Source organism: Yoonia maritima, from assembly GCF_003003285.1.
Classification (GTDB): domain Bacteria; phylum Pseudomonadota; class Alphaproteobacteria; order Rhodobacterales; family Rhodobacteraceae; genus Yoonia; species Yoonia maritima.
On sequence record NZ_PVTP01000007.1, the window covers coordinates 70204 to 97031 of the forward strand.

Here is a 26828-nt window from a genome sequence, read left to right on the forward strand (position 1 = left end):
CGCTAGCCATATTTCCGCATATTACGGCCCTAGAAGGCCGAGTTCTGGGAGGATATCAAATGAACAAATATGTTATTATCGCTGCAGCGATGGCTGCGGCAATGCCTGCAACTATGACGTTTGCAGAAGGTCATGCAATGACCGTTGGCGTGAGCTGGTCTAACTTTCAAGAAGAGCGCTGGAAGACAGACGAAGGTGCTATCAAAGCGGCTTTGGAAGCTGCCGGTGCCGAATATGTTTCAGCTGACGCGCAGTCTTCTGCTGCAAAACAGCTGACAGACATCGAAAACCTGATTGCACAGGGCGTTGATGCGCTAATCGTTCTTGGCCAAGATACACAGGCTGTTATTCCTGCGGTTCAGGCTGCTGTTGACGAAGACATTCCTGTTGTTGCCTACGACCGTCTGATCGAAGACGACCGTGCGTTTTACCTGACCTTCGACAACATCGAAGTTGGTCGCTTGCAAGCTGCTGCCGTCTTGGCTGTTCAGCCGACAGGTAACTACGTGATGATCAAAGGTTCGCCGACTGATCCAAACGCAGACTTCCTGCGTGGCGGTCAGCAAGAAGTGCTGCAAGCCGCAATCGATTCTGGCGCGATCACTATCGTTGGTGAAGCGTACACCGATGGTTGGCAGCCTGCGAACGCACAGCGCAACATGGAGCAAATCCTGACAGCGCAAGACAACAACGTTGATGCTGTTGTTGCGTCTAACGACGGTACTGCCGGTGGTGCGGTTGCCGCGCTGACAGCGCAGGGCATGCAGGGTATTCCTGTGTCTGGCCAAGATGGTGACCACGCTGCGCTGAACCGCGTTGCTGCGGGTACACAAACTGTGTCTGTCTGGAAGGATGCTCGTGAACTGGGTAAAGCCGCTGGCGAAATCGCTGTTGCACTTGCCGGTGGCACTGCACCTGCTGATGTTGACGGCGCTGTGACATTCACAACACCGGGCGGCAACGACATGAACGCAGTGTTCTTGGCACCTGTTCCAGTAACCGCTGATAACCTGTCCGTCGTCGTTGACGCGGGTTGGATCACTCAAGAAGCACTGTGCCAAGGCGTCGAAAACGGCCCAGCACCTTGTAACTAATCGCAGTTAATCTGTGAGTTGAGCGCGCCGTTCCGATGTATCATCGGGGCGGCGCATCCGCTCTAGCACCTTAAAAATCGAAAACGCGGGACAGCATATGACTGATAGCACCCAACCTTCTGGATCTACCCCGGCCCAGACGAAACGAAACATTTTCCAAAGCCTCGAGCTTGATGCACGTTTGCTTGGTATGATTGGGGCCTTAATTGCGATCGCGATAGGCTTTAGCATCGCAACCGGGGGTAATTTCCTGACGCCTCGGAACATTTTTAACTTAACCGTTCAGACGGTATCAGTTGCGATCATGGCAACGGGCATGGTTTTCGTGATTGTGACCCGTAACATTGACCTTTCGGTTGGTGCTTTGCTTGCAATTTGTTCTGCTGTCATCGCGATGATGCAGGCGCGTTGGTTGCCTGGTTACTTTGGCTTTGAGCTTGGGTCCCCTTGGATTGCGCCGCTTGCTGTTATCTCGGGCTTGTTGATCGGTACTTTGATCGGCGCGTTCAATGGCGTGTTGGTTGGATACCAAAAAATTCCAGCATTTATCGTCACATTGGGTGGCTTTATGGTTTGGCGTTATTCAGGCTGGTTCCTGACTGAAGGCCAAACAATCGCGCCGTTGGACCCTACCTTTAATCTGCTTGGCGGCGCCGAAGGTACGCTGGGTGAATTCTGGAGCTGGATTGTCGGTATTGTCGCGTCACTTGCCGCCGTATGGAGCGTTTACAAAGCGCGCCGCAACCGTACCGAACATGGTTTCCCAACCAAGCCACTTTGGGCGGATGGCACAATTGCTGGTGTATTCGTTGTTGCGATCTTGGGATTTGTGGCGACGTTGAACGCGTACAATATTCCCAAAGGCAAAATGCGTCGCATTTTCGAGGCACGCGGCGAAGTGATGCCCGAAGGGTTCACACAAGGCCACGGTCTGCCGATTTCGGTTATGATCTTGATTGTCGTCGCCGTTGTTATGACAGTTGTCGCCAAGAAAACGCGCCTTGGCCGTTATATTTTTGCTACAGGTGGTAACCCTGATGCCGCTGAATTGTCAGGGATCAATACCCGCCTACTGACGGTTAAGATTTTCGCAATCATGGGCTTCCTATGTGGCCTATCGGCAATCGTTGCGCAGGCGCGTTTGCAGTCGCACACGACCGATATCGGTACGCTGGACGAACTGCGTGTCATCGCGGCTGCCGTTATCGGTGGTACAGCCTTGGCTGGTGGCGCTGGTACGATTTACGGTGCTATCTTGGGTGCGATGATTATGCAGTCGTTGACATCAGGCATGGGTATGGTCGGTGTCGATAGCCCGCTACAAAACATCGTTGTTGGTGCAGTTTTGGTCTTCGCCGTCTGGATTGACATCGTATATCGTCGCAAAACGGGAGACGTATAATGACTACGCCACTTCTTGAAATGAAGAACATCTCTATCCGTTTCGGAGGTATCAAGGCGGTTGATAACGTATCAATCAGCCTGATGCCTGGCGAAGTTGTTGGTCTGTTGGGCCACAATGGTGCAGGTAAGTCGACGCTGATCAAAATTCTAGCTGGTGCCTATAAGGCCGACGAAGGCGAGATTTTTGTCGATGGCAAAAAGGTCGAGATCAACAATCCGCGTGATGCACGTGCGCAAAACATCGAAACGATCTTTCAGACGCTTGCACTGGCGGATAACCTTGATGCCGCGTCAAACCTGTTCTTAGGTCGTGAAATCACAACGCCTTTGGGGTTAGTTGACGATGCAAAGATGGAAGCTGAATCGCGCAAGATCATGGCGCGTTTGAACCCCAACTTTCAGCGGTTCTCTGAACCTGTTCGGTCACTTTCAGGCGGTCAACGTCAGTCCGTTGCGATTGCGCGTGCCGTGTATTTTAATGCGCGTATTCTGATCATGGATGAACCAACCGCTGCGTTGGGTGTCCATGAAACGGCGATGGTTGCTGATCTGATCAAAGAACTAAAAGCCCAAGGCTTGGGGATCTTTTTGATCAGTCACGACACACGTGAAATGATGGAACTGTGTGACCGTGTGTCTGTCATGAAAAACGGTCAGATGATCGGTAACGAACGTGTCGAAGACGTGACCGAAGATGATATCCTATCGATGATCATCATGGGTAAAAACCCAAAGCGTGACGCAGCCTAAGGCGCGAATGCTTTAGAATTGAAAAGGGCGGCAGGTGTAAACCTTGCCGCCCTTTTTATTACCCGGTGACCGACATTGTCGCGGTCACCGCTTTTTTCCAAGCGTCATAGCGTCGGGCTCGTTCGTCTTCGGGCATTGCCGCCTCAAACGTACGTTCACAACGCCAGCGCTCTGCGAATTCGGTCTTGGTTGGGTAAAGGCCAACATGCTGTCCGGCAAGCCATGCAGCCCCCAGCGCGGTGGTTTCTAAGACCTCTGGTCGGTCCACGGACGCACCGATGATATCAGCAAGGAACTGCATCGCCCAGTCAGACGCGCTCATCCCGCCGTCAACGCGCAGGGTGGGTTGGACACCTTCACCTTGCCAATCGGCGTGCATCGCCTCGATAAGGTCGCGGGTCTGATAGCCAACGCTTTCAAGCGCGGCGCGGGCCAGTTCGGCAGGGCCAGTGTTGCGGGTTAGACCATAGATTGCCCCGCGGCATTCAGGATCCCAATAGGGCGCACCAAGGCCCGTAAAGGCGGGTACAAGTATCACGTCTTGGCTTTCATCTGCGGTTTGGGCAAGCGGCTGGGTTTCAGCCGCATCCCGAATAATCTTTAGCCCATCGCGCAGCCATTGCACGACCGCGCCCGCGACAAAGATTGATCCTTCTAATGCGTAGGTCGGTTTGCCATCTAGCTGATAGGCGATCGTGGTCAGCAATCTGTTTTGCGACGCGACCGGAGTATCGCCCGTGTTCAATAACGCAAAACAACCCGTGCCATAGGTGGATTTTAACATGCCCGGTTCAAAGCAGGCTTGCCCAACAGTCGCTGCCTGTTGATCGCCAGCGACGCCAGTAATCGGGACCGCCCTGCCAAATAGGTCAGGTCGTGTTGTACCAAAATCGGCGGCGCAGTCTTTGACCTCTGGCAGCATATTTTGTGGGATATCCAAAAGGTCGCAGATTGTCGTGCTCCAGCGCCCTTTGTGGATGTCATACAGCATCGTGCGGGCCGCATTGGTGGCGTCGGTGACATGCGAAGCGCCATCGGTCATTTTCCAGATGAGATAGCTATCGACTGTACCAAACAGCAGGTCACCGTTGCGTGCGCTTTCGCGTGCTCCGGGGGTGTTATCCAAAATCCATTTCAGCTTAGTCGCGGAAAAATACGGGTCCAATAGTAGGCCGGTACGGGCTGTGATCATATCAGCATGACCTGCGGCCGTCAGTTCGCGACAGAACGCAGCGGTGCGGCGGTCCTGCCAAACGATGGCGCGGTGGATGGCTTGGCCCGTGTGTTTGTTCCAAACGACCGTGGTTTCGCGTTGGTTGGTAATCCCAATCGCGGCGATGTCATCGGGGCGAAGCCCGGCGCGTTCAATCGCGGAGCGCGCGGTGCCTGCGACTGTCGACCAAAGGTCTTCGGGGGCGTGTTCAACCCAACCTGAGTTTGGGAAATGCTGTTCGAATTCTTCTTGTGCAGAGGCCACGATTTTCATGTCGCGATCAAATACGATCGTGCGTGATGATGTGGTGCCCTGATCAATGGCAAGGATATGTGTCATGCGACTATCCTATCCCTATTTATGCGTGATGGAAAAGCGCGACGGCGGTAAAAACCGTCGTCGCGCCACTGGTGTCATGGGCAGGGAGGCCGCCCATGACGGGACTTCAATTTACTGCCAAGACTGGATCAGCTCGTCGTAAGAAACCGTGACCGGCTCTTCGTCAGTGCTTTCCAAAGCGGCCTTTGGCGAACCCGGCTGGCTTAGCCAGTATTCTGGGTCCATTTCTTCGTTCATGACCGGGCCAAGTTCACCCTGTACGCCTGCGCGCTCAAGACGTTCCAGAACGCGTTCTTGTTCTGCACAGAGGCTGTCCAGCGCCTCTTGGGCGGATTTCGCACCAGAGGACGCGTCCCCGATGTTCTGCCACCACAACTGTGCCAGCTTTGGATAGTCAGGGATGTTGGTGCCTGTTGGCGACCACTGAACCCGTGCTGGTGAACGATAGAATTCAATCAAACCACCCAAACGCGGTGCGCGCTCGGTAAAGCTTTCGTGGTCGATTGTGGATTCACGGATGAACGTCAGACCAGCGTGGGACTTTTCAACGTCAACCGTCATCGAAGTCACGAACTGTGCGTATAGCCAAGCAGCCTGAGCACGATCCAATGGTGTGGATTCCATCAGTGTCCAAGACCCAGCATCCTGATAGCCGACTTTCATGCCGTCTTCCCAGTATGCGCCGTGTGGGCTTGGTGCCATGCGCCACAATGGCATGCCGTCTTCGTCCAGAACGGCCGCAGCACCTTCGCCAACCATGTCAGCGGTGAATGCGGTGTACCAGAACATTTGCTGTGCGATGCTACCTTGCGCCGGAATTGGACCCGATTCAGAGAACGTCATGCCAGCCGCAGCAGGTGGGGCATAGTTGGTTAGCCAATCCACGTAGCTTTCGATCGCGTAGACGGCAGCAGGAGAGTTCGTCGCGCCGCCACGGGCCACGCATGAACCGACAGGCTGGCTTTTCTCGTTTACGCGCACACCCCATTCATCGACAGGCAGACCGTTTGGTTCGCCTTTGTCGCCCATACCAGCCATGGACATCCACGCATCAGTAAAGCGCCAGCCGAGTGACGGATCTTTTTTGCCGTAATCCATGTGGCCATAGATTTCAGTGTCGATGCCCATGTGGCTTAGGTCGCGGCCAGTAAAGAAGGCAGCGATGTCTTCGTATGCGGACCAGTTCACAGGCACGCCCAGATCATAGCCATACTCGGCTGCGAAATCGGCCATGTTCTTTTCGTCGGTAAACATGTCGTAGCGGAACCAGTACAGGTTCGCGAACTGCTGTGTTGGCAGTTGGTAAAGCTTACCATCGGGCCCAGTCGTAAAGTCCAAACCGATAAAGTCAGCAAGGTCTAGTGTTGGGCTTGTGACGGCAGCGCCTTCACCAGACATCCAGTCGCTCAGGTTGCGCGCCTGTTGGTAACGCCAGTGCGTACCGATCAGGTCACTGTCGTTCACATAGGCATCATAGATGTTCTGACCAGACTGCATTTGCGTTTGCAGCTTTTCCACAACATCGCCTTCGCCGATCAAGTCGTGGGTGATGTTGATGCCAGTGATCGCTGTAAATGCGGGTGCCAATACATTGGCTTCGTATTCGTGGGTCGCGATGGTTTCAGAAACCACACGGATGTCCATGCCTGCGTAAGGCTGGGCTGCATCAACAAACCACTGCATCTCTGATTCTTGATCGGCACGGCTAATGGCCGAACGTTCAATTGTGCTGTCTAGAAAGTCGATTGCGGCCGCCATATCAGCATGGGCGGAATTGCCCAGTACCGCAAAGGCCAGTGCCATCGCTGTCGTTGATTTTAAAGGTAAGTTCATTATCTTATCTCCTCCCGATAGTAGAACTTTTCATATTTTGGCCATGCGGCATGTATCGTTGCCGCACAGCATATCTACTGATCAGACCCAGCGAAAAACCGCGCCGGCGTAGATCAGGCAGACCAGCAGCGCATATGGCTGGGGTCCGACCTCAAGACCCAGCCAAATCAGATTGATAAAGGCTGATCCTAAGAGCGTGATGAACAAACGATCACCACGGGTCGTTTCGATCCGAAGAACGCCAACGCGTGGCGTTTCGGGAACTTTGATTGCAAGGATCGTAAAGATCACAAGCAGGGTCGCGATAACCGCAAAGAAAATTGCGGTCGGTGTTGTCCAAGCCATCCATGCCATGTGCAGTCTCCTTGGTTACACGCGGCCTAGGGCAAAGCCCTTGGCGATGTAGTTACGTACGAAATAGATCACGAGAGCACCGGGAACGATGGTCAGCACACCGGCTGCCGCTAGAACGCCCCAGTCCATGCCAGAGGCCGAAACCGTCCGTGTCATGGTGGCCGCGATTGGCTTTGCGTCGACCGAAGTCAGTGTCCGGCTAAGCAGCAGTTCGACCCACGAAAACATAAAGCAAAAGAACGCCGCGACGCCGATCCCGCTGGCGATCAGCGGTGTAAAGATACGGATGAAAAAGCGTCCAAAGCTGTAGCCATCGATATAGGCGGTCTCGTCGATTTCCTTTGGTACGCCGCGCATGAACCCTTCGAGAATCCAAACCGCTAGCGGTACATTGAATAGGCAATGTGCCAAGGCCACCGCGATATGCGTATCGAACAATCCAACCGAGCTATACAGCTGAAAGAAGGGCAGGGCGAAAACCGCAGGTGGTGCCATCCGGTTGGTCAGCAGCCAAAAGAACAGATGCTTATCACCAAGGAACGTATACCGCGAAAACGCATAAGCTGCGGGGAGTGCCACAGTGATACTGATCACAGTGTTCATGACGACATAGATCATCGAATTGACGTACCCCATGTACCAGCTGGGGTCGGTCAAAATCTTGGTGTAGTTCGCAAATGTCAGATCACGCGGCCAAAGAGAAAAGCCACCCAAAATCTCGGCGTTGGTCTTTAGGCTCATGTTCAGCAGCCAGTAGATCGGCAAAAGCAGGAACAATAGATAAAGCCCCATCACGATGGCAGGCCCATTGATCCGTGAAGTTTTGCGGCGGGTTGCAGCGGGTGTCACTGTCTTTGCTCCCGAGATGGGCTGTGTTGTTACATCAGTCATCACACACCGTCCCGTTTATCGAGGTTGGTCATCACGGTGTAGAACACCCATGAAATCAGAAGGATCACGAGGAAATACATGATCGAGAAAGCAGCCGCCGGGCCCAGGTCGAACTGACCCATCGCCATTTTCACAAGGTCAATCGACAGGAACGTTGTGGCGTTGCCTGGGCCACCGCCTGTGACGACGAAAGGCTCTGTGTAGATCATAAAGCTATCCATGAACCGCAGTAGGATCGCGATCATCAATACGCCCGCCATTTTAGGTAGTTCGATGTAGCGGAAGACTTTCCAGCGCGATGCTTGGTCGATTTTGGCGGCCTGATAATAGGCGTCGGGGATCGATTGCAGGCCAGCATAGGCAAGCAGCGCAACCAAAGACGTCCAGTGCCAAACATCCATCACAATCAAGGTGGCCCAAGCGGCGATGAAATCTTGGGTGTAGTTGTAGGAAATGCCAAGTTTATCCAGCGTATAGCCAAGAAGTCCAATGTCGACGCGACCAAAGATTTGCCAAATCGTCCCGACAACGTTCCAAGGGATCAGCAGGGGCAATGACATCAGCACCAGACAAAAGCTCGCCCAGAACCCTTTTTTCGGCATGTTGAGAGCCACGAAAATACCAAGCGGAATTTCGATCGCAAGAATGATTGCTGAAAACGCCAGCTGTCGGGTTAGCGCATTCCACATGCGCTCTGAATCTAGCATTTCGCGGAACCATTCGAGGCCCGCCCAGAAGAACTGGTTGTTTCCGAATGTGTCTTGGACCGAATAGTTCACGACAGTCATCAACGGAATAACCGCCGAAAACGCGACTAGCACCAGAACGGGCAGGACCAGAAACCATGCTTTTTGATTAACAGTCTTGTTCATTACGCGGCCTCCTGCTGCGGTTGGACGCGCCAATCGTCGGCGTAGACGTTGATACCCTTGGGATCGAATACGATACGGTTGGTGTCGGCTGCGATATTTGCGCCTTCGTCAGCGATGGCTGCGATCTGCTGGCCATTCACGTCAAGGCGAACAATTTTGTGCCGCCCGACGTCTTCGATACGTTGGATGCGGGCAGGAATGCCGGTGCCATCAGTCGATAGTTTGATGAATTCGGGACGGACGCCAACTTGAGTGCGGCCAGTTTGCGGCGTGTATCCCGCGCCCAGATCAATTTGCGTGCCCGAGATCGATGCGGTCGATCCATCGATCGTAGCATCAAATAGGTTCATGCCCGGCGATCCAATAAAGTACCCCACAAATGTATGCGCGGGACGTTCGAACAGTTCTTGTGGCGTGCCAATCTGCACAACGCGCCCATCGTACATCACCACAACTTTGTCAGCGAAGGTCAGCGCCTCTGTTTGGTCGTGGGTCACATAGATCATCGTATGACCGAATTCGTGGTGCAGCGCCTTTAGCTGCGTGCGCAGTTCCCATTTCATATGCGGGTCGATTACGGTCAGCGGTTCGTCAAACAACAGTGCGTTCACATCTTCGCGGACCATGCCACGACCGAGCGAAATCTTTTGTTTTGCATCAGCGGTTAGACCACGCGCCTTTTGGTTTAACCTGTCTTCCATCCCAATCATCGCGGCGATTTGGTTCACACGTTGCGCGATATATTTAGGATCGTCGCCACGGTTACGCAGTGGAAACGCAAGGTTATCGCGAACAGTCATTGTGTCGTAGACAACGGGAAACTGGAAAACCTGCGCGATGTTGCGTTCAGCTGTCGGCGCATGCGTGACGTCTTTGTCGTCAAACAAAATACGCCCCTGACTAGGATGCAGCAGCCCCGAGATAATATTGAGTAGCGTCGATTTCCCACAGCCCGAGGACCCAAGTAGGGCATAGGCTTCGCCGTCGGTCCAGTCGTGGTTTAATTCCTTGAGCGCAAAGTCGTTTTCGCTACTGGGATTGGGCAGGTAGGAATGCGCGAGGTTATCAAGTGTAATTTTTGCCATGTTACGCAGCCTCTGCATATGGGGCAGCGGACAACAATGCGCCGTCGGGCGAAAAGATATACGCGTGCGCAGGATCAAGATAAATCTTAAGCGGTTGCCCGATAGAAAGATCGCGGACACCATGCACAAGACCGACCCAGCGTTCGCCATGGTGGTCTAAATGGACAAATGTTTCTGACCCGGTGATTTCGGTCACAGTCAACTGGGTTGCGAATTCCAATGTGTCTGCGCCTTGTGGCTCTAACTCTAGGTGGTTCGGACGGAAACCAGCCATATAAGTCCCATCTGGTAGATCCGCCAATTGGCTAGGTGCGGCAGCGCTTTGACCATCACCGAAGGAAATCTTGCTGCCGAACTTTGTCACGTTGATAAAGTTCATGGGCGGATCGGAAAATACGCGTGCGGTCGTCGCATCGCTGGGGCGGCGGTAAACTGTTGGTGTAAGGCCAAACTGGGTTATCCGACCTTCCCATAGGGTGGCCGTGTTGCCGCCAAGTAGAAGAGCTTCTTCTGGTTCGGTCGTTGCGTAGACAAAAATCGCACCGGATTCTTCAAAAATACGTGGAATTTCAGCGCGCAATTCTTCGCGCAGCTTATAGTCAAGGTTGGCAAGCGGCTCATCCAGTAAAACTAAACCAGCCTTTTTGACTAAGGCACGCGCGAGCGCACAGCGTTGCTGCTGGCCACCCGAGAGCTCTAGCGGTTTGCGGTCAAGCATTGGCGACAACTGCATTAGCTCTGCTGCTTCTTTCACCGCCGCGTCAATCTCTTGCGCGGATTTGCCCATCAGCCGCATCGGGGAGGCGATGTTTTCATAGACAGTCATCGATGGGTAGTTGATGAACTGCTGGTAAACCATGGCGACCTTGCGATCTTGAACGCGCATGCCGGTTACATCATCATCGTTCCACAGGATTTTGCCCGTGTTGGGTACGTCCAATCCTGCCATCAGCCGCATCAGCGATGTTTTACCAGCCGAGGTCGGCCCAAGCAGGACGTTCATCGTCCCTTTTTGAAGCGTAAGATCTGTCGGGAAGATGTGCGTCTTCCCGTCAACGATCTTAGACACTCCCTCCATTTTAAGCGTCATTTTTGTTTTTCTCCCCCCGGGCGGTTCTTAGGCCGCGTCTGTCCTTAGGACGTCGGCACGGTTGGCCTGCATCCATTCATCTAATGCCGATATTTGGTCGGCGGATAGTCTGAGCCCCAGCTTGCTACGACGCCAGACGACATCCTCTGCTGTGCGGGCGAATTCATTCCGCATCAGCCACACGATCTCGGCTTCATAAAGGTTCGCACCAAAGTCTTTGCCTAGGTCGGTATAGCTTTGTGCTGTGCCCAAGATTGTGGGTGCTTCTGTGCCGTAAGCGCGAACCAAACGAAGCGCATGTGCGGATGTCAGAAACGCATAGTCATGCGAAAGTTCGGCAACCTTGGTGTCGAACGCTGATACCTCGAAATCACCGCCTGGCAGTGCAACACCTGCCGTCCATTTGTCGGGGAGATCGGGGAAATAAGCCTTAACCTTATCCATAGCACTTTCGGCCAGTCGTCGATAGGTTGTTATTTTTCCGCCAAAGACGTTCAGAACGGGTGCGCCACCTGTGTTATCCACTTTGAGAGTGTAGTCGCGTGTGGCTGCCGTAGCAGAGCTTGCCCCATCATCGTAAAGCGGGCGCACACCTGAGTAGGACCAAACCACATCTTCGGCTTTGATCGTTGATTTGAAGTAGCCATTCGCGAAATTGATAAGGTAGTCGCGTTCTTCGTCGGTGCAAATAGGCGAAACAGAAGGGTCTTCATGGTCAGCATCGGTTGTCCCGATCAGGGTAAAGTCCGTTTCATAAGGGATAGCGAAAATAATGCGGCCATCAGTTCCTTGGAAGAAATAGCATTTATCGTGATCATATAGTTTACGGGTAACAATGTGGCTGCCACGTACAAGGCGCACATCTTCAGTGCTGTTTACCCGTAGCTTTTGGTGAATGATATCGCCGACCCACGGTCCTGCAGCATTGATTAGCATGCGTGCACGGACGACTTTGGTTTCGTTTGTATCCAGATCCTCGACGATCACTTCCCATAGATCATCAACGCGGTCCGCTTTGATGACTTTGGTGCGGGTCATGATTTGTGCACCGCGTGCGACAGCATCACGCGCATTCAACACCACAAGCCGGGAATCTTCGATCCAGCAATCTGAGTATTCGTATGCTTTGGCGAACTTATCGTCCAACGGAGCGCCTTCAGGGCCGCTACGCAAGTCGACCGTCGTCGTGGCTGGTAGAATTTTGCGCCCACCTAGGTTGTCATACATGAACAGCCCAAAGCGGATCAGCCACGCCGGGCGGCGGCCCTTTAGCCAAGGCATGATGACGTTCAGCAGTTTGGATGTTGGGGTGCTACCTTCGAACCGCATGTCGTTGTGGTAGGGTAGAACGAACCGCATTGGCCAAGAAATATGAGGCATCGCCCGCAGTAGCGTTTCACGTTCGATCAGTGCTTCGCGTACCAACCGTACTTCGAAATATTCGAGGTAGCGCAATCCGCCGTGGAACAGTTTTGTTGATGCTGATGACGTAGCGGATGCCAGATCGGACATTTCGGCTAAGGTCACCGTTAAGCCACGACCGACCGCATCGCGTGCGATACCGCAGCCGTTAATGCCGCCACCGATCACAAAGAGATCGCGTACATCTTCTGATGTCTGAGAATGTGGCAACTGGTTCTCCCCCTACCAAGAGCCGATGGATTTCGAAAATTTATGCAGCGAGTCGCGTTCGAATGGAAGTGAATTTTGTTCGTTTGTGTTCGATTTTTGATAATATATTGATTTTAAACGTAAAATATTGCTAACTGTTTTAACTCGCTATCGCTTGGATCGTGCGAAATGTCGAGAAGCGAACATAAACGAATATTTTTGTTGTCTAATTTTGCGAAAGCGAACTAATGTTGCGGGCGCTGTCGCAAGAAACGATACCAAACGCGCAGCAAACAGGGGGGGCAATGGCACAAACATTCAGAGCGCCAGAGATCATTGATATTGCGCGACGCGAGGGCAAAGTGACCGTTGAGGGGCTGGCAGAGCATTTTGGCGTGACGTTGCAAACGATACGTCGCGATTTAACAGAGCTTGCAGATACGGGGCGGCTTGAACGGGTCCACGGTGGAGCGATCCTACCTTCGAGCACAACAAATATTGGCTACGAAGATCGTCGCATTTTGAACAATCAACAAAAGGTCGACATCGCCCGCGCCTGCGCAAGCGAATTGCCAGAGGATTGTTCGGTGTTCCTAAACATTGGTACAACAACAGAGGCCGTCGCAGCCGAATTATTGAACCACCGCAACCTTATGTCAGTGACTAATAATATGAACGTGGCAAATATTCTGGCCGCAAACCCAAATTGTCAGGTCATTGTCACTGGCGGTAGCTTGCGCCGGTCAGATGGTGGGTTGGTAGGCAGCATCACCACGGACACGATCCGAAAATTCAAATTCGACTATGCTATTATCGGATGCTCGGCTTTGGATGATGACGGTGACCTACTTGATTTCGATATTCATGAGGTGGGCGTTAGTCAGGCGATCATTGAGCAATCACGACACGTTTTTGTTGTCACAGACCACACGAAATTTCACCGGTCTGCCCCTGCAAGAATCGGGTCACTTGCGGCTGTCGACGCAATATTTACCGATAGACCTGTATCTGAGAATTTGCAGGCCCGCTGCGATGCTTGGGGAACGCGCGTCATTTGTACGCAAGGCTAGGGATTTGGATGGGCGTTGTTTTCAGCGTCTCCAGACCCCAACGGACTCAACGAGGTCTTCGATTTCTTGGTCTGAGAGCATTTTCTGTCCGCTGGCGCCGTTTTTTCTGCGGATGAAGTTCAGCGCCGCATATTTCGCGGCCCCCCGTTGGAAAAGGTTCGTGGCGTGATTTCGGTAAAATTGCTCCCAAAATGGCGCTGATCTCAATTTGAGTTTTTTGATTTCACCGTCATCCCTAAGAGAGTAAAACTCTTCTAAAATTGTATCTATCACCACTCCGTCCACGTTTAATTCGTCGGCGCGCTCGACGAAGTCTAGTGGGGTTTCGTTCTTTAGAGGTGTTATCGGCTGCATGGAACGAGCAATAACATGACATGCTACGTCGGTAAACTTTTGAAGAAGCGTTGCCGCGCTATCCCATTCGTTCTGAGGCGTATGATCCGGGTGACGCTGGAAACACGACCGTCTTGTTTCCGTTGAGGAATACGCGCCCATGAATATGTGCGTGGATCGCGCGGGCAAAGACTTGGGCTTCTACATCGCGACCCAACGATACGTAGTCGTTCGGGGACTGCGCGTGTGTGACGCGGGTAATGTCTTGTTCGATGATGGGGCCTTCGTCGAGGTCGGCAGTCACATAGTGGGACGTTGCGCCGATCAGTTTTACACCACGTTCAAACGCTTGCTTGTAAGGGTTCGCACCCTTGAACGAAGGCAGGAATGAATGGTGGATGTTGATAATCCGTCCAGACATTTGCTTGCACATCTGGTCCGACAGAATTTGCATATAGCGGGCAAGAACGATCAGTTCGGCGCCGGTGTCTTCGACGACTTGCATGATACGTGCTTCGGCGTCCGGTTTGTTTTCTTTGGTGACTTTGATGCAATGGAACGGGATGTCGTGGTTCACGACGACCTTTTGGTAATCCATATGGTTCGAAATTACGGCCACGATTTCAATGGGCAACGCGCCAATTTGCCAACGGTAAAGCAAGTCGTTTAGGCAGTGGCCGAAACGTGATACCATGATGATAACCTTGGGCTTAACCGATTCATCAAAGAATTCGGCCTTCATATCGTATTTGCCTGCGATGCCTGCGAACCGTTCTTCAAGTTCGGCCAAGGTCACGCCTTCTTCGGATCGAAAGCTGTTGCGCATAAAGAAATAGCCGGTGTCTTTGTCGTCAAACTGTGAACTATCGGTGATGTTGCAACCCTGTTCAGCAAGAAAGGTCGATGTCTCGGCGACGATCCCGCGGGTCGATTTACATTGTACGCGAAGGGCAAAGTTAGTCATGGCGAATGGTGCTCCGGCTAGTTCGGACCGCGTCTGGTCGTGTCTGACGTTTGTGATAATGGCGTTCTTGCGCCTTTGACTACATCAAAGCGACGCCTGAAGCGCCGGAATAGACACTTCTAGATTTCCGATCCGACACGCATGTCGCGGATGAGGTCAGATTTCATGCACACGCACGCCGTCACCGCAAACCTCCTGCGCAATATCAACGACATGCTGGTGGTGCGTCAGATAGATCGCCTGCCCGCGTCGCCCGATCCGTTCCATCATTTTGCATGCGGCCTTTGTGCGTTCTTCGTCAAAGGTCTCGAAAATATCGTCGCAAAAGAACGGAAGGCAGGTGCCTTGGCTGGCCAGTTGTTCATATGCGGCGGCACGCAGTGCAAGATACAGCTGAAACCGGGTGCCTTTGGACATGTCTTGCGCTTGTTTTGCGCGACCCGACGCATCAATTGCGATCAAGGTTTCGTTTGCCCCGTCAGGTTTCGTTTGTAGCGCCGTATATGCGCCGTTTGTCAGTTCAGAAAAAGCGAGCTGTGTGGCATCCATCATGCTACTGCGGTGTGTGTCGCGGTAACGTCTGATAGCTTCTTGAGCTAACATATGGCCAGCGCGCAGTTCGACATATCGCAAGGCAACATCCTGCATGGCGAGTTCAAGCGTGGTTTTGCGTTCGGCAAGTTCGGCGATCACGTTGTCATCAGTAACAGACTGCAAATCTTTTGCCGCTTCGGCGCGGGCGGCGATCGCCTGTCTATATCGGGTTTCTAATTCATCGAGGTCACCTTGTAACTGCATAGATTGCGCATCGAGCATTGCAGGGCTGGTATTTTCTAGTGCGGTCCGTGCCTCAGTCATATCATGCAGATCCAGTTGTCCGACGATTTGGGTTTCCAATTCATCCACTTCACGGCGGGCGGAAATAACGTCCTTGGCCTTGGCGACGGCGTGGCGCAGGTCATCAACAGATTGAGCCGCGACATGCTTTGGAAATAGCTTTCCAAGTTCTGCCACTTTGCGGTCGATATCGGTCAGGCTTTGCTGTGCGCGGGTAATTGCGGATTTTTGGTTGATGACCTTGGCCGTTAACGCGGCATGGTTCGTTTCTGCGCTCTGCGCTGCGCTTGATAACTCCGCTAAGGCGGCAAAGACATTTAGGGGGTCATCACGGACGTCTAACTCGTGTTTCGTGGCAAGCTCTGCCATTGCTGCGCTAAACTGAGCCTGATCAGCCTGCATTGCGTCGACCTGCCGGGCAGCTGTCGTGCGGCGCACGTCAAGTTCGCGTAGAGTGCGCAAAGGTTCGAATGACAGTTCAAGCCGATCTGGTTCAACCTGATTATGTAGGCATTCCGCGACCAGTTTATCCCAGTCTTTGCTAGCGCTATTCGCAATACTAAGCAGTTCAGCGCACCGCTGCACCCGTTTCTTATGATCGGACGTCAGATCATCCAAGGCGCGTTGTTCGGTGTTGCGCTGTTCGCGCAGTTCGCGCGCGGCCTTGTCTTTTTGTCGTGCCGCAGCGAGCAGAGTGTCAAAGTCAGGTGCGTCTAACGAGATATGTTCACTCAGGACTGCGACCAAACGGCTAGATTTCTCCAAAATCGCGGCGTTTTCATCGCGTATGATGTTAAGCTGCTGTTGGGCTGCATGGGCGGCTTCGACCTGCGTAACCCATTTGGCGAATGCGATAGGATTAGGGGGTGTTGTGAGGCCCATTTGTTGCGCCGCAGTATTGATCTGGTTTGAAATGCTGGCCTGTTGGGTTTGCTGTTTCTCCAGTCGCTGTTTGACGTGTTCGACCCGCGCTTTGATTTCAGCCAAGTTTTGGGTCGCTTGGCGCAATTGCCCGATGTCGTTAGCCTGTGTGAAGCGTTGCTGCGCGGTATTATCTGTGCGCTGTAGCGCAGCTTCGAATTTGTCGGCCGTTTCGACATTCAATGCGTCACGGTGTGCATGCCAAAGCGCGTTGCGCTGCTGCATTTCAGCGTCGGATGTCGCGTCATCAATCGTTAATCCACTGCTGCGCATCTGTTCGATTTGCGCATGTAACACAGCGATTTCTGCGTTAAGTTGATCAATCTCGTCGTTTGTTTGTGCGATCTTTCGGGTTGCCTCGCTATGCGTATCAGCAAGCGAACCGACTTCTTGGGTCGTTAAAGCGCATGGCGATAGCGTGCTAAACGACTGCCCGTTGATGCTAAGGCCCGCCAGCGCGATTGCCAGTTGGCGTTGCGCTGTTGCGATAGCTGCTGTCGCTTTCGCATATGCGGGCGCAAGGCTGTCTGCTGAAAACCGGTCGAATATCTCCCCGATTGTAGTGCCAACAGGGTGCGCTGCCGTGGTCCGCGCCAGATTTTCTGAAACGATGGCTAACCGATCAGACAGGTGCGTTACCTCGTCACGTTCAGTTTGTAGGTTTTGGACCGCTGTGCGCTTTGCTTCGCGCGATTGTTCTAGCTGTGAAAGGACCGAAGGGGCGATGATCAATTGGGTCGGGTCATCGTGTGCGCCCAGTTCGGACGCGGCTCTTGTCATATCAGCGATGATTTCATCACGTGTTTCTATGCGGCGGGGCAGGTCCAGCTGTGCGGTCGCAAACCGGCTGCGTGCAGGATCAAGATCCGCTAGCGCGCTTTGCAGATATAGCTGATCGGGCTGTCGCGCGATTTGTGAAAGCTCAACCCCAAGCTCGTTCACTTCATCCTGCAATCGGGCGATGTCGGCTTGGGCTTGGCGTTGATCAGTCAGCATGCGCACCAAGTTTTCGGGCGCAACATCAAGCGTATCGGGATAGTCTGCGAACGGGGCGATATCTGCTTCAAGCTGATCCAGCTTTTGCAACAGTGGCAGCGCGGCTTGTTGCGTTCTTATCTTGGCCAGTTGGGACATCCGTTTTGCGCGTTCATCCCCGATTTCGGTTTCTTGCGACGTTGCTGTCGTTAGTGCCTGTCGTAATTTCCGGTAAGCGCTGGCCGGCACGTCTTGGGCTTTGATTTGCGCCACGACGTCGGTCAGTTCTTTCTTGATCTGCGCCATTTCAGATTTGCTGGATCGTTTGAGGTAAAGCGCGTTTGCATCTGTATCAACGCGGTCCAGTACTGTCGTTAGGTCACTGACGCCTGCGGCAGCGGAAAACAGCAACCGCCCAATGTCGCCCTTACTATTCGCGATTTCTTCGCCGCCGGCTTCGATTGTTTCATCGTCGAGGCAAAGCAAACTGCGATAGTCGGCAGCCGTTAATCCACCAAGATGCGCGGCAATCGCTGCTTCGGGCAGGGTCGTGCCATTGGCATCTACTAAAGATGTTGCGCGGGTTGGTAGTCGGGTCAGTGTTAAATCGCCTTGTGCGGTTTCCAACGTGCCAGATACCCGCAGGTTTTTGCGTTGATGCTGAAAATCATAGGCTTCGCGTGTGTCAAACCCGTATAGCAGCCGCAGATATGCCTCCATCGTGGTGGTTTTACCTGCCTCATTCGGCCCGTATACAATATGAAAGTCAGGTTCACCTTCGCTCCCTGTACCAAAGTCATAGGATTTGCCTGCAAAGTGCCCAAACAGGTCGAGGCTTAGCTTTTTTAATCGCATCAGTCTGTTGCGCCTTTCATGAGGGCAATCATCTGTGCAGCGCCGCGATCAGCAAGGTCTGCGGCAAGGGTCGTTAGCGCGTCTTGGTCCGGTAACATGTCAGCACGTAGGTGGGCGGGTAATTCTGACAGCATCGCATCCACCATTCCAGTCATTTCCGTTGAAAACCCCGGTTCACCGCGAATGCCGTCCATTATTTGTCCCAGCTCGTCTGTTGCGTTGTTCGTCTCTGACGATATCGGTCGCTGAAGGTCAAAGCTGACTTTGTCGATCCACAACTTCCCCGTTTCGCGGGCCAGTTCGCGTGCGGTTTCTTCCCAGACACCACGATCGCGCAGGATTTGCCAATGACGTTTGGGCTGACCCGTAAAGAACAAGCGCAAGATCGCGGTTTCGTCGGTGGCTTGGCCTAAGTCACGAAGGGTTTGTCGCAAAACATCGCGCAACATGTCGTTGGTGTCAGATGTACTGATATCAATTGAATGGCTGATAAACGTGACCGCCGATGTTGGCACTTCGCTGAGGGTGATTTCACGGCCATCAATATGGAGCATCGTGGCAGATTGCGGCCCCGATTCACCGATGTCGCGGCCTTGAGGGATGCCGGGCATGACAATCCACGGGGTACTGCCGTAAACGCGCCGTTTGTGAATATGCCCTAACGCCCAGTAGTCAAAACCCATTCCTTGCAGGTCAGCTTCGGAGCAGGGAGCATAGGTGTCGTGGCCCGCAGCGCCTGCAAGCGATGTGTGCAGCATGCCAATATTGATTGCGTCGGCTATTGGAGCGTTGAATTTGTCCAGCAGACTATCGGGAGCATGCCGCCCGCTAAAGCTGACGCCGTGAACCCAAATGTTCGTTTCTGGTAACTGCACCTTGCCACCACGCCCGTCAAAAACGTGGACGTTTGCGGGCAGGGCGACTTCGCCGGTAATGGGGTTTTCGGCGTCATGGTTTCCTTTGATATAGAATACAGGAATATCCGCATCCGCGAGCCGATCTAGCTGGGTGACAAGAAACGCTGCAGTTTTGGCGCTGCGTGCGGAACCGTCGAATAAATCGCCAGCAATCAATAGCGCGGCAACCCGTTCAGATAAGGCCGTGTCCACAATCCGAATAAATGCAGATCGCGTGGCCGTTTGTACGATGTCACGCATCGTTTCATCGCGCAGGGCCAACGATTTCAGCGGTGAATCAAGATGTAAATCAGCGGTATGCAAAATGCGGATCAAATGCGTTCTCCTTAGGTGCGAACTTGATCGCTTTTCGGAAAAAGCGCAACGGCAAGGGACTCGCGCGTCACAAGGCAGGCGGATGGATCGCCTAGCCTAGCAGAAAAAGTCGGGATGCTGCCGTTCAAGAGGCTCTATCCGGTTGATCAACTGAGCAAGGTGATACCGCATCGCCTTTGCCGCCGCTTGTGGGTCTTGGTCGGTGATCGCATCTAATATCGCAGCATGTTCAGCAAGCGTTTCTGCGGGGCGACCAGCTTTGGGTAGAACCAGCATCCTGACGCGCCGCAACTGAAGTGCGAGCTGTCCAGCAATCGCAGCGACAGACCGAAAGCCCGTAAACTCTAACAACATTTTGTGAAATGCCTCGTCGGCCTCAAAGAAGCCGTGGAAATCCTCGTCTTCGACCAGCAGTTTTTGCAGGTGAACGTTTCGCTTGAGCTGAAGGATTTGATCGTGCGTCCGGGTCGCAGCGACGCGTTTCACTGCTGCGACTTCGACCGCATCACGCAAAAAACATTCTTCGCGGATCTCGTCCAATGAAAATCGTGTCACGCGGGTTGCAGATTGTGGAACCACATCAACGAGCCCGTCGCCTGACAGTCGTGTTAACGCATCGGCGACTGGCGATCGCGACACACCAAATTGTTCGCAGATCGCCGCCTTGCGCAGGACGGTGCCGGGGACCAATTTCATATCAAGGATCGCGTCGCGTAGGGCGGTATAGACCCGCTGTGAAAGAGGTCCATCAAGCTGGTCAATGTCCGTTAAGGTATCAACGCTAATGTTGGTCGTGTTCGCCAAGTCTGTTCTCCGATCTTAACTGACATGTTAGTTGACAGGTGCTGCGTGTAAAGCTAATTGTGATTTTGTTTTTAACGAACTCTTTTATGCCAGCATAGGACGCCAGTATGCCCCAAGTGATCTGCCTTCACGACGACGACAATATCGTTATCGCACTTGCAGATTTGGACGCTGGCGCTGTTGCTGATGGGGTCGAGGTGCCTTTGGCGCAATCGATTGTCCGCGGGCACAAGATCGCGCGCTGGGCCATTGCGTCAGGCGAAAAGATCATTCGCTATGGCCAAACGATTGGTCAGGCCAAAAAAGACATTGCGGCTGGCGAACATATCCATGTTCAAAACCTTGGCATGGGCGATCATGCCCAAGACTATGCTTTCGCGAGCGAAGTGAAAACGCTTGAACCCGCCACCCAAGAACGGACTTTCAATGGCTATCATCGTGCAGATGGTGGGGTGGGTACGCGCAACTATATCGGTATTTTGACCTCGGTGAACTGTTCGGGTTCTGTTGCTAAATTCATCGCCGAGGCCGCTGAGAAATCAGGTTTGCTGGACGCGTTTCCAAATGTGGACGGGATCGTTCCAATCACCCATGGCACTGGTTGTGGCATGTCGGGCGAAAACGAAGGCTATGACGCGCTGTTCCGCACGTTGTCTGGCTATGCGTGTCACCCTAACTTTGGTGGCATTCTGCTGATTGGACTTGGCTGCGAGGTTATGCAGCTGTCTGCGCTTGTCGATGGTCGCCCAATCCGGGCTGACGGCGCGTTGCGCTATATGACCATCCAACAAGAGGGCGGGACGCGCAAAACCATAGAAAAAGGTTTGGAGCAACTGGTCGGCGTTGCTGCGCTTGCCAATCAGGTTACCCGTCAGCCAGCACCGATTTCCAAGATCATGGTTGGGATGCAGTGCGGCGGGTCTGACGGGTATTCTGGGATTACAGCGAACCCTGCGCTGGGCGTGGCATCTGATTTGTTGGTACGTCACGGCGGGACAACGATCCTGTCAGAGACGTCAGAAATCTATGGCGCTGAACATTTGCTGACCCGCCGTGCGATATCGCAAGAAGTCGGTCAAAAGCTAATCGACCGCGTGCTGTGGTGGGAAGACTACTGTGCCCGCAACGGTGGCGAGATGGACAACAATCCAAGCCCCGGCAACAAACGCGGTGGGCTGACTACGATCCTTGAAAAGTCGCTGGGCGCGGTCGCGAAAAGCGGCAGTGCACCACTGGCGGATGTCTACAAATTTGCCGAGAAGATCATGACACCGGGTTTTGTCTTTATGGATAGCCCCGGGTTCGACCCTTGTTCTGTAACGGGGCAGGTCGCGTCGGGTGCGAACCTGATTGCCTTTACTACCGGGCGGGGTTCGGTGTCGGGTTATATGCCTACGCCGGGAATTAAGATCGCCACCAACAGCGAAATGTATGCCCGCATGTCGGACGACATGGATATGAACTGCGGTGATATCGTGACTGATGGCGTATCAATCGAAGACAAGGGACGCGATTTGTTTGAATTGTTCATTCGCGTGGCCTCGGGCGAGAAAACCAAAAGCGAAGAGTTGGGCTATGGCGGGGTGGAGTTCGTGCCATGGCAAATCGGCGCGGTGATGTAAGCAAAAACGGGGGGAGCCGGGAATGCGATTGAAGGACAAGACCATACTGATCACTGCTGCAGGGCAGGGGATGGGGCGTGCTGCGGCGATTGCCTGCGCGGCAGAAGGTGCGCAGGTCTATGCCACGGATGTGAACCGCGAAGCACTGGAAACGTTGGAGGCAGTTGAGGGCATCCAAACCCGATACTTTGATGTGACAGATGCGGCGGCGACGCTGGCACTTGCCGAGGAATTGCCAGACCTTGATTGTCTATTTAACTGCGCTGGCATCGTGCACCACGGCACAATTCTAGATGTGTCAGACGCCGATTGGGATCTGTCGGTCAGCGTAAACATAACCTCAATGCTGCGGATAAGTCGGGCATTTATTCCCGGTATGTTGCGGCGGGCAGAAATTACAGGCACCGCATCTATCTTGAATATGTCCTCGATGGCCTCTTCGATCAAAGGGTTCCCATTCCGCACCGCTTACGGCGCAACGAAGGCTGCCGTCCTAGGGCTGACCAAAGCGGTCGCCGCTGATTTCGTAAGCACCGGTTTGCGTTGTAATGCGCTTTGCCCGGGTACGGTCGATACACCGTCACTACAGGGAAGGATCGCATCTGCACCCGACCCGGTTCAGGCCGAAAAGGACTTTATCGCGCGTCAGCCGATGGGACGACTGGCAACCGTCGATGACATGACCCCAACGATTATTCATCTGCTGTCGGACGACAGCCGCTTTGTCACAGGGCAAGCCATTTTGGTCGACGGAGGCGTCACGATCTAAGCGTGATTGATTGCTTTCAATTCTTGGCTGGCTATGGTCAGCGGGCCAATACTTTTTTGCGGAAAGGGCAAAGATGAAACTGTTGCGTTACGGGCCTGCGGGTCAAGAAAAGCCGGGACTTTTGGACGATCAGGGGCAGGTGCGTGACCTGTCGGGCATCGTATCTGATATTGCAGGCGACACATTGACCACCGAAGGTATGGATAAGCTGCGTGGGCTGGACATGGACGCGCTGCCAGTTGTGCAAGGGACACCGCAAGAAAGCCTGCGTTTGGGTGCATGTGTTGGCAACATTGGAAAATTCATCTGTATCGGTTTGAACTATGCCGACCACGCTGCCGAAAGCGGTCTGGATGTACCGCCAGAGCCCGTAATCTTCAATAAATGGACCTCTGCGGTGGTGGGCCCGAATGATGATGTCATGATCCCGCGTGGATCAATTAAGACCGATTGGGAAGTCGAACTCGGCGTGGTTATCGGTACTGGTGGTTCCTACATCGACGAAGCTGACGCGATGAACCATGTCGCAGGTTTTTGCGTGGTTAACGATGTGTCCGAACGTGAATATCAGATCGAACGCGCGGGTACTTGGGACAAGGGCAAGGGGTGCGATACCTTTGGCCCCACTGGTCCGTGGCTCGTGACGCCGGATGAAGTCGGCGATTTTGATAACCTGTCCATGTGGCTGGATGTCGACGGCAAACGTTACCAAAACGGTTCTACTGCGACGATGGTCTATAAGGTGCCGTTCCTTGTCGCGTATTGTAGCCGCTTTATGTCGTTGCAACCCGGTGACGTGATCTCAACTGGGACGCCGCCTGGCGTTGGTATGGGACAAAAACCGCCAACATACCTCAAAGGTGGCGAAGTCATGCGGCTTGGGATTGATGGGCTGGGTGAACAGCAGCAAAAAGTCACTAAGGCGTAGATTCCGTCGTGCAGGGCCATCTGGGGATGTTTCACCCTTGATGGCCCTTAACGTGAATGTGCTTGCTCTGCATTAGCCTTAGATTGTATTTCTGTGGGGTGAATGTTGATTTTTTCATATAACGTAACATTTTAGTCGAATTTTAGTTTGCTATTTGGAGCGCGTTCGTTAGTCACGGCCCTGCAGTTTGGCGGGCTGGTTACGTTACGTCGCAACACCCTAAGTCCTTCGAATTGCAAGAAATGACCTCTGGTTGCGGAGGTGGTGTAATTTAATGATTTACGGGGTAAAATGACTGATTTTAATGTGCATGCGCGCAAAGTATCTACTTTGGCGCGTATTTTTGTGTGTGCTGCAGGCGTGATGGGCGGAACCATGGCGAACGCGCAGCAAAGCCTTCCTGTCGAACTGAAGTCTTTGGATGGTACGATGTAGATTGTTGGAAATATGCTTTCCGTCGATGGCGATACTTTTGTTGTTGAAACGCAAGATTTGGGCACGGTGCGGGTTCAGCGTGACAGCGTTATTTGTTTGGGTGCTGTATGCCCAGAGGGGAGTGCCTCTGCGGATGCTTCAGAAACCACTGAAGTCGAGAACATCGACTTTGGTCCGGAATTTGGTATTTATGGGTCGCGGACTGTTGGTACGACTTTAATCCCAAACTTGCTGCGTGGATATGCGCAATCTGTTGGCGCATCTTATGAAATCTTACCGACTGACGATCCAGCGGAACGTATCGTTCGTTTGGTAAACGCTGACGGTACATTGCGCGCTGAGATTGATTTGCAAACACGCGGATCGGGCAGCGCATTTCCGGCGCTTGCGGATCGTGTGGCGGCAATTGGTGTTGCTGACCGCCGTATGAAGGATAGCGATGTCGTAAAAATTGCGGCGGCGGGTATTCCTGACCTTCGTGACACGGCGAACGAAACGGTTTTGGGTGTTGATGGGATCATCATGATTACACACCCAGAAAACCCCGTACGTAACCTGAGCGCAGAAGATATTGTACGAATTTGGTCCGGTGAAGCAACGAACTGGATCGAATTCGGAGGTGGGGATTTCCCGATCACAGTCAATTCATTCGGCGAAAGCTCGGGCGACCGCGCGGTTATGATGGATGCGCTTGTGCGTCCAAACGGGCGTGACGAAAAAGCAGATGTAACACGCTGGAGCGCCTATCAAGATATGGTCGATGCTGTCATCGCAGATCGCGGTGGTATCGGCTTTGTTGGGCGCTGGCTTGCACGCACAAACGACGTCAACCTTCTTGAAATTCATGAGGAATGTGGGCTGTTGTCACCGCCGACAGATTTTCGGATGAAGATCGAAGGCTACGCGCTTTCACGCCGGTTATATGCGTACACCACGCCGGGCCGCGTACACCCAGAAGCTCAAGCATTTCTTGATTGGACGCTGACAAGCGATGCGCAGCTTTATATCAAAGAAAGCCACTTTATTGATCGTGAACTCGAACGCATGCGGCTTGAAGATATGGGGATGATGTTGTTTCACACCGCTGCTGTGGAACCCGATTTTGATGGGCGTCAATATTCTAACATGATCCAAGAACTACGCGACGCGGATCGCTTAAGTGTTTCGTTCCGCTTCAATACAGGGTCAAGCGTCTTAGATGTTGAATCTATCCGCAATATTGAAGAACTTGCTGCGCGGATGGAAGCTGGTGAATTTGCTGGTCTCGAAGTGATGTTAGTTGGTTTCGCTGACTCGATTGGTAACCGTCATCGCAACACAGACTTGGCGCTGGCCCGTGCAAGTGCTGTGCGCGAAATCTTGGCTACTGCGCTAGACGTTGAAACAACTCAGCAACTTGGCCTACAGCCGCTAAGTTATGGCGAGCTGCTACCATTGTCATGCAACGATAGTAAAATCGGTCGCGCGCGTAACCGTCGCGTCGAAGTATGGCTTCGTTTGCCAAACAGCCGTTCGACACTGCGCTAGGCATCACGTGCCTTTGCGTGAAGGGTGCCCGCCAATTTGGCGGGCATTTCTGCGTTTAGAGTAGTATTGCAAACGGATTTCATACATAATTTTCGTGCCAAGAGGTCGGGAGCCGCCAAAATGCAATTATCTGTCCCAAAGCTGAAGTCATGTGATGATTGTCCAATTCGGTATAATGCTGTTTGTTCCAAATGCGAGCCCGCTGAAATGCGCGAGCTGGAAGAGATCAAATATTACCGCTCGTTCTCGGCTGGACAGCCGGTGTTTTTCGCAGGCGATCCATTAGAATTTGTGGGCTCGATTGTCTCCGGTGTGTCTAGTTTGACGCGCACAATGCCTGACGGGCGTGTGCAAATGGTGGGGTTGCTATTGCCGGGTGATTTCATGGGGCGCCCGCATCGTGAAACGATTGATTGTGACGTTGTCGCCGAGACGGACATTATGCTGTGTTGTTTTCGTAGAAAGCCCTTCGAGCGACTGATCAATGACACGCCACATGTTGGTCAGCGGTTGTTGGAAATGACACTTGATGAGCTGGATGCCGCGCGCGAATGGATGCTTGTTTTGGGCCGTAAAACTGCCCGCGAAAAAATTGCGTCCCTGCTATATATGATTGCGACCCGCATGGCGAAACTGTCGGAAAAAACAGGTGATGAAGCAACGTTCACTTTGCCGATTACCCGCGAAACAATGGCGAATTACTTGGGGCTGACGATTGAAACGGTGAGCCGTCAGATGTCTGCGCTAAAGCGCGATGGCCTAATCGCATTTTCAGACCGCCGAGACATCACCGTACCTCAGATTGATGCGTTGAAGGCGGAAACAGGCGAAGACGCTTAGGGCAGAGTTACCTGTTGTTTTCTTGCATGTTTTTCCGGGGCTAAGGTTGCGTTGCAGCGCCGTTTACCACCGCAGTTTCAGCGTGAAGCGCAGTTGATCGCAGCGGGTTTAATTCCGTTGTTACCGATGATGGTGGCACTAACTGACGGTGCGATTACCAAGGGACTGTTAAACTGTGAT

The 26828-nt window shown here is 53.1% G+C and carries 24 protein-coding genes; 11 read left to right on the forward strand and 13 right to left on the reverse strand.

All coding sequences use genetic code 11. The features are described 5' to 3' along the window. The first annotated feature begins 89 nt into the window (after positions 1-89). From xylF to CLV80_RS11425, 3 genes are all read left to right on the forward strand, one after another. Complete coding sequence (gene xylF / locus CLV80_RS11415; RefSeq protein ID WP_375342200.1) at positions 90-1094, forward strand: D-xylose ABC transporter substrate-binding protein; 1005 nt, start codon at positions 90-92, stop codon at positions 1092-1094. Positions 1095-1191: 97 nt separating this feature from the next. Then, positions 1192-2496, forward strand: a complete 1305-nt coding sequence (locus CLV80_RS11420; RefSeq protein ID WP_106358063.1) for a sugar ABC transporter permease — start codon at positions 1192-1194, stop codon at positions 2494-2496. Next, positions 2496-3248: an ATP-binding cassette domain-containing protein gene (locus CLV80_RS11425; protein WP_106358064.1), complete on the forward strand. Its 753-nt coding sequence runs from the start codon at positions 2496-2498 to the stop codon at positions 3246-3248. The genes CLV80_RS11420 and CLV80_RS11425 overlap by 1 nt, the downstream gene beginning before the upstream one ends. 58 nt (positions 3249-3306) lie before the next feature. On the opposite strand, the gene glpK is transcribed toward CLV80_RS11425, so the two are convergent. Further along, positions 3307-4800, reverse strand: a complete 1494-nt coding sequence (gene glpK, locus CLV80_RS11430; RefSeq protein WP_106358065.1) for a glycerol kinase GlpK — start codon at positions 4798-4800, stop codon at positions 3307-3309. Between glpK and CLV80_RS18475 the strand changes: the two genes are divergently transcribed. After that, positions 4799-4942: a hypothetical protein gene (locus CLV80_RS18475; protein WP_165793372.1), complete on the forward strand. Its 144-nt coding sequence runs from the start codon at positions 4799-4801 to the stop codon at positions 4940-4942. The two genes, glpK and CLV80_RS18475, sit on opposite strands and share 2 nt — an antisense overlap. Here the strand turns inward: CLV80_RS18475 and CLV80_RS11435 are convergent. The 7 genes from CLV80_RS11435 to glpD all read right to left on the reverse strand — a co-directional run bounded on the left by CLV80_RS11435 (position 4912) and on the right by glpD (position 12557). Then, positions 4912-6633 carry an ABC transporter substrate-binding protein gene (locus CLV80_RS11435; protein ID WP_106358066.1) on the reverse strand — a complete coding sequence of 574 codons (1722 nt, stop codon included), beginning with the start codon at positions 6631-6633 and terminating at the stop codon, positions 4912-4914. The two genes, CLV80_RS18475 and CLV80_RS11435, sit on opposite strands and share 31 nt — an antisense overlap. 81 nt (positions 6634-6714) lie before the next feature. Continuing rightward, positions 6715-6987, reverse strand: a complete 273-nt coding sequence (locus CLV80_RS11440; RefSeq protein WP_106358067.1) for a DUF2160 domain-containing protein — start codon at positions 6985-6987, stop codon at positions 6715-6717. Between the two features lie 15 nt (positions 6988-7002). Further along, positions 7003-7878 (reverse strand): carbohydrate ABC transporter permease, encoded by an 876-nt coding sequence (locus CLV80_RS11445; protein ID WP_207766565.1) that lies wholly within the window; start codon positions 7876-7878, stop codon positions 7003-7005. Then, positions 7878-8750 (reverse strand): carbohydrate ABC transporter permease, encoded by an 873-nt coding sequence (locus tag CLV80_RS11450; protein ID WP_106358068.1) that lies wholly within the window; start codon positions 8748-8750, stop codon positions 7878-7880. The genes CLV80_RS11445 and CLV80_RS11450 overlap by 1 nt, the downstream gene beginning before the upstream one ends. Continuing rightward, the gene (locus CLV80_RS11455; RefSeq protein ID WP_106358069.1) at positions 8750-9835 is read right to left on the reverse strand and encodes an ABC transporter ATP-binding protein; all 1086 of its coding nucleotides are present in this window, start codon (positions 9833-9835) and stop codon (positions 8750-8752) included. The genes CLV80_RS11450 and CLV80_RS11455 overlap by 1 nt, the downstream gene beginning before the upstream one ends. A gap of 1 nt (position 9836) precedes the next feature. After that, positions 9837-10925 (reverse strand): ABC transporter ATP-binding protein, encoded by a 1089-nt coding sequence (locus CLV80_RS11460; RefSeq protein ID WP_106358070.1) that lies wholly within the window; start codon positions 10923-10925, stop codon positions 9837-9839. A 27-nt stretch (positions 10926-10952) separates the two neighbouring features. Next, complete coding sequence (gene glpD / locus CLV80_RS11465) at positions 10953-12557, reverse strand: glycerol-3-phosphate dehydrogenase (RefSeq protein WP_106358071.1); 1605 nt, start codon at positions 12555-12557, stop codon at positions 10953-10955. Positions 12558-12841: 284 nt separating this feature from the next. Here glpD and CLV80_RS11470 point away from each other — a divergent pair, with 284 nt between their 5' ends. Further along, positions 12842-13606: a DeoR/GlpR family DNA-binding transcription regulator gene (locus tag CLV80_RS11470; protein WP_106358172.1), complete on the forward strand. Its 765-nt coding sequence runs from the start codon at positions 12842-12844 to the stop codon at positions 13604-13606. A 21-nt stretch (positions 13607-13627) separates the two neighbouring features. Here CLV80_RS11470 and CLV80_RS11475 read toward each other — a convergent pair whose 3' ends face one another. The 5 genes from CLV80_RS11475 to CLV80_RS11495 all read right to left on the reverse strand — a co-directional run bounded on the left by CLV80_RS11475 (position 13628) and on the right by CLV80_RS11495 (position 20527). After that, on the reverse strand, positions 13628-13960 hold the full coding sequence (locus CLV80_RS11475) for a hypothetical protein (RefSeq protein ID WP_106358072.1): 333 nt from the start codon (positions 13958-13960) through the stop codon (positions 13628-13630). 58 nt (positions 13961-14018) lie between these two features. Then, positions 14019-14903 (reverse strand): formyltetrahydrofolate deformylase, encoded by an 885-nt coding sequence (gene purU / locus CLV80_RS11480; RefSeq protein ID WP_106358073.1) that lies wholly within the window; start codon positions 14901-14903, stop codon positions 14019-14021. A 156-nt stretch (positions 14904-15059) separates the two neighbouring features. After that, positions 15060-18491, reverse strand: coding sequence for a YhaN family protein (locus CLV80_RS11485; protein ID WP_106358074.1), 3432 nt, complete (start codon positions 18489-18491; stop codon positions 15060-15062). Beyond that, positions 18491-19723: a metallophosphoesterase family protein gene (locus tag CLV80_RS11490; RefSeq protein ID WP_106358075.1), complete on the reverse strand. Its 1233-nt coding sequence runs from the start codon at positions 19721-19723 to the stop codon at positions 18491-18493. Before CLV80_RS11490 ends, CLV80_RS11485 begins: the two co-directional genes overlap by 1 nt. A gap of 96 nt (positions 19724-19819) precedes the next feature. Continuing rightward, positions 19820-20527, reverse strand: coding sequence for a GntR family transcriptional regulator (locus CLV80_RS11495; protein WP_243394527.1), 708 nt, complete (start codon positions 20525-20527; stop codon positions 19820-19822). 107 nt (positions 20528-20634) lie between these two features. Here CLV80_RS11495 and CLV80_RS11500 point away from each other — a divergent pair, with 107 nt between their 5' ends. From CLV80_RS11500 to fnrL, 6 genes are all read left to right on the forward strand, one after another. After that, positions 20635-22149 carry a D-arabinonate dehydratase gene (locus tag CLV80_RS11500; RefSeq protein WP_106358076.1) on the forward strand — a complete coding sequence of 505 codons (1515 nt, stop codon included), beginning with the start codon at positions 20635-20637 and terminating at the stop codon, positions 22147-22149. A 22-nt stretch (positions 22150-22171) separates the two neighbouring features. After that, a complete protein-coding gene (locus CLV80_RS11505) occupies positions 22172-22918 on the forward strand; it encodes an SDR family oxidoreductase (RefSeq protein ID WP_106358077.1) in 747 nt (248 codons plus the stop codon). A gap of 73 nt (positions 22919-22991) precedes the next feature. After that, positions 22992-23846 (forward strand): fumarylacetoacetate hydrolase family protein, encoded by an 855-nt coding sequence (locus tag CLV80_RS11510; RefSeq protein ID WP_106358174.1) that lies wholly within the window; start codon positions 22992-22994, stop codon positions 23844-23846. Between the two features lie 291 nt (positions 23847-24137). Continuing rightward, the gene (locus CLV80_RS18480; RefSeq protein WP_165793373.1) at positions 24138-24281 is read left to right on the forward strand and encodes a hypothetical protein; all 144 of its coding nucleotides are present in this window, start codon (positions 24138-24140) and stop codon (positions 24279-24281) included. Positions 24282-24293: 12 nt separating this feature from the next. Next, the gene (locus tag CLV80_RS11515; protein WP_106358078.1) at positions 24294-25808 is read left to right on the forward strand and encodes a phosphate ABC transporter substrate-binding/OmpA family protein; all 1515 of its coding nucleotides are present in this window, start codon (positions 24294-24296) and stop codon (positions 25806-25808) included. Positions 25809-25928: 120 nt separating this feature from the next. Further along, positions 25929-26648, forward strand: a complete 720-nt coding sequence (fnrL, locus tag CLV80_RS11520) for a transcriptional regulator FnrL (protein ID WP_106358079.1) — start codon at positions 25929-25931, stop codon at positions 26646-26648. The last annotated feature ends 180 nt before the right edge of the window (positions 26649-26828 follow it).

Bases quoted from the DNA above. Each gene is read 5' to 3' on its own strand.
- CLV80_RS11500 (WP_106358076.1), top strand. From the start codon at position 20,635: ATGCCCCAAGTGATCTGCCTTCACGACGACGACAATATCGTTATCGCA.
- purU (WP_106358073.1), bottom strand. From the start codon at position 14,903: ATGACTAACTTTGCCCTTCGCGTACAATGTAAATCGACCCGCGGGATC.
- CLV80_RS11440 (WP_106358067.1), bottom strand. From the start codon at position 6,987: ATGGCATGGATGGCTTGGACAACACCGACCGCAATTTTCTTTGCGGTT.
- CLV80_RS11445 (WP_207766565.1), bottom strand. From the start codon at position 7,878: ATGACTGATGTAACAACACAGCCCATCTCGGGAGCAAAGACAGTGACA.
- fnrL (WP_106358079.1), top strand. From the start codon at position 25,929: ATGCAATTATCTGTCCCAAAGCTGAAGTCATGTGATGATTGTCCAATT.
- CLV80_RS11460 (WP_106358070.1), bottom strand. From the start codon at position 10,925: ATGACGCTTAAAATGGAGGGAGTGTCTAAGATCGTTGACGGGAAGACG.
- CLV80_RS11475 (WP_106358072.1), bottom strand. From the start codon at position 13,960: ATGCAGCCGATAACACCTCTAAAGAACGAAACCCCACTAGACTTCGTC.
- glpK (WP_106358065.1), bottom strand. From the start codon at position 4,800: ATGACACATATCCTTGCCATTGATCAGGGCACCACATCATCACGCACG.
- CLV80_RS18475 (WP_165793372.1), top strand. From the start codon at position 4,799: ATGCGACTATCCTATCCCTATTTATGCGTGATGGAAAAGCGCGACGGC.
- CLV80_RS11470 (WP_106358172.1), top strand. From the start codon at position 12,842: ATGGCACAAACATTCAGAGCGCCAGAGATCATTGATATTGCGCGACGC.
- CLV80_RS11455 (WP_106358069.1), bottom strand. From the start codon at position 9,835: ATGGCAAAAATTACACTTGATAACCTCGCGCATTCCTACCTGCCCAAT.
- CLV80_RS18480 (WP_165793373.1), top strand. From the start codon at position 24,138: ATGACTGATTTTAATGTGCATGCGCGCAAAGTATCTACTTTGGCGCGT.
- CLV80_RS11485 (WP_106358074.1), bottom strand. From the start codon at position 18,491: ATGCGATTAAAAAAGCTAAGCCTCGACCTGTTTGGGCACTTTGCAGGC.
- CLV80_RS11450 (WP_106358068.1), bottom strand. From the start codon at position 8,750: ATGAACAAGACTGTTAATCAAAAAGCATGGTTTCTGGTCCTGCCCGTT.
- CLV80_RS11515 (WP_106358078.1), top strand. From the start codon at position 24,294: ATGCTTTCCGTCGATGGCGATACTTTTGTTGTTGAAACGCAAGATTTG.
- CLV80_RS11435 (WP_106358066.1), bottom strand. From the start codon at position 6,633: ATGAACTTACCTTTAAAATCAACGACAGCGATGGCACTGGCCTTTGCG.
- CLV80_RS11425 (WP_106358064.1), top strand. From the start codon at position 2,496: ATGACTACGCCACTTCTTGAAATGAAGAACATCTCTATCCGTTTCGGA.
- CLV80_RS11420 (WP_106358063.1), top strand. From the start codon at position 1,192: ATGACTGATAGCACCCAACCTTCTGGATCTACCCCGGCCCAGACGAAA.
- CLV80_RS11510 (WP_106358174.1), top strand. From the start codon at position 22,992: ATGAAACTGTTGCGTTACGGGCCTGCGGGTCAAGAAAAGCCGGGACTT.
- xylF (WP_375342200.1), top strand. From the start codon at position 90: ATGGCTGCGGCAATGCCTGCAACTATGACGTTTGCAGAAGGTCATGCA.
- CLV80_RS11505 (WP_106358077.1), top strand. From the start codon at position 22,172: ATGCGATTGAAGGACAAGACCATACTGATCACTGCTGCAGGGCAGGGG.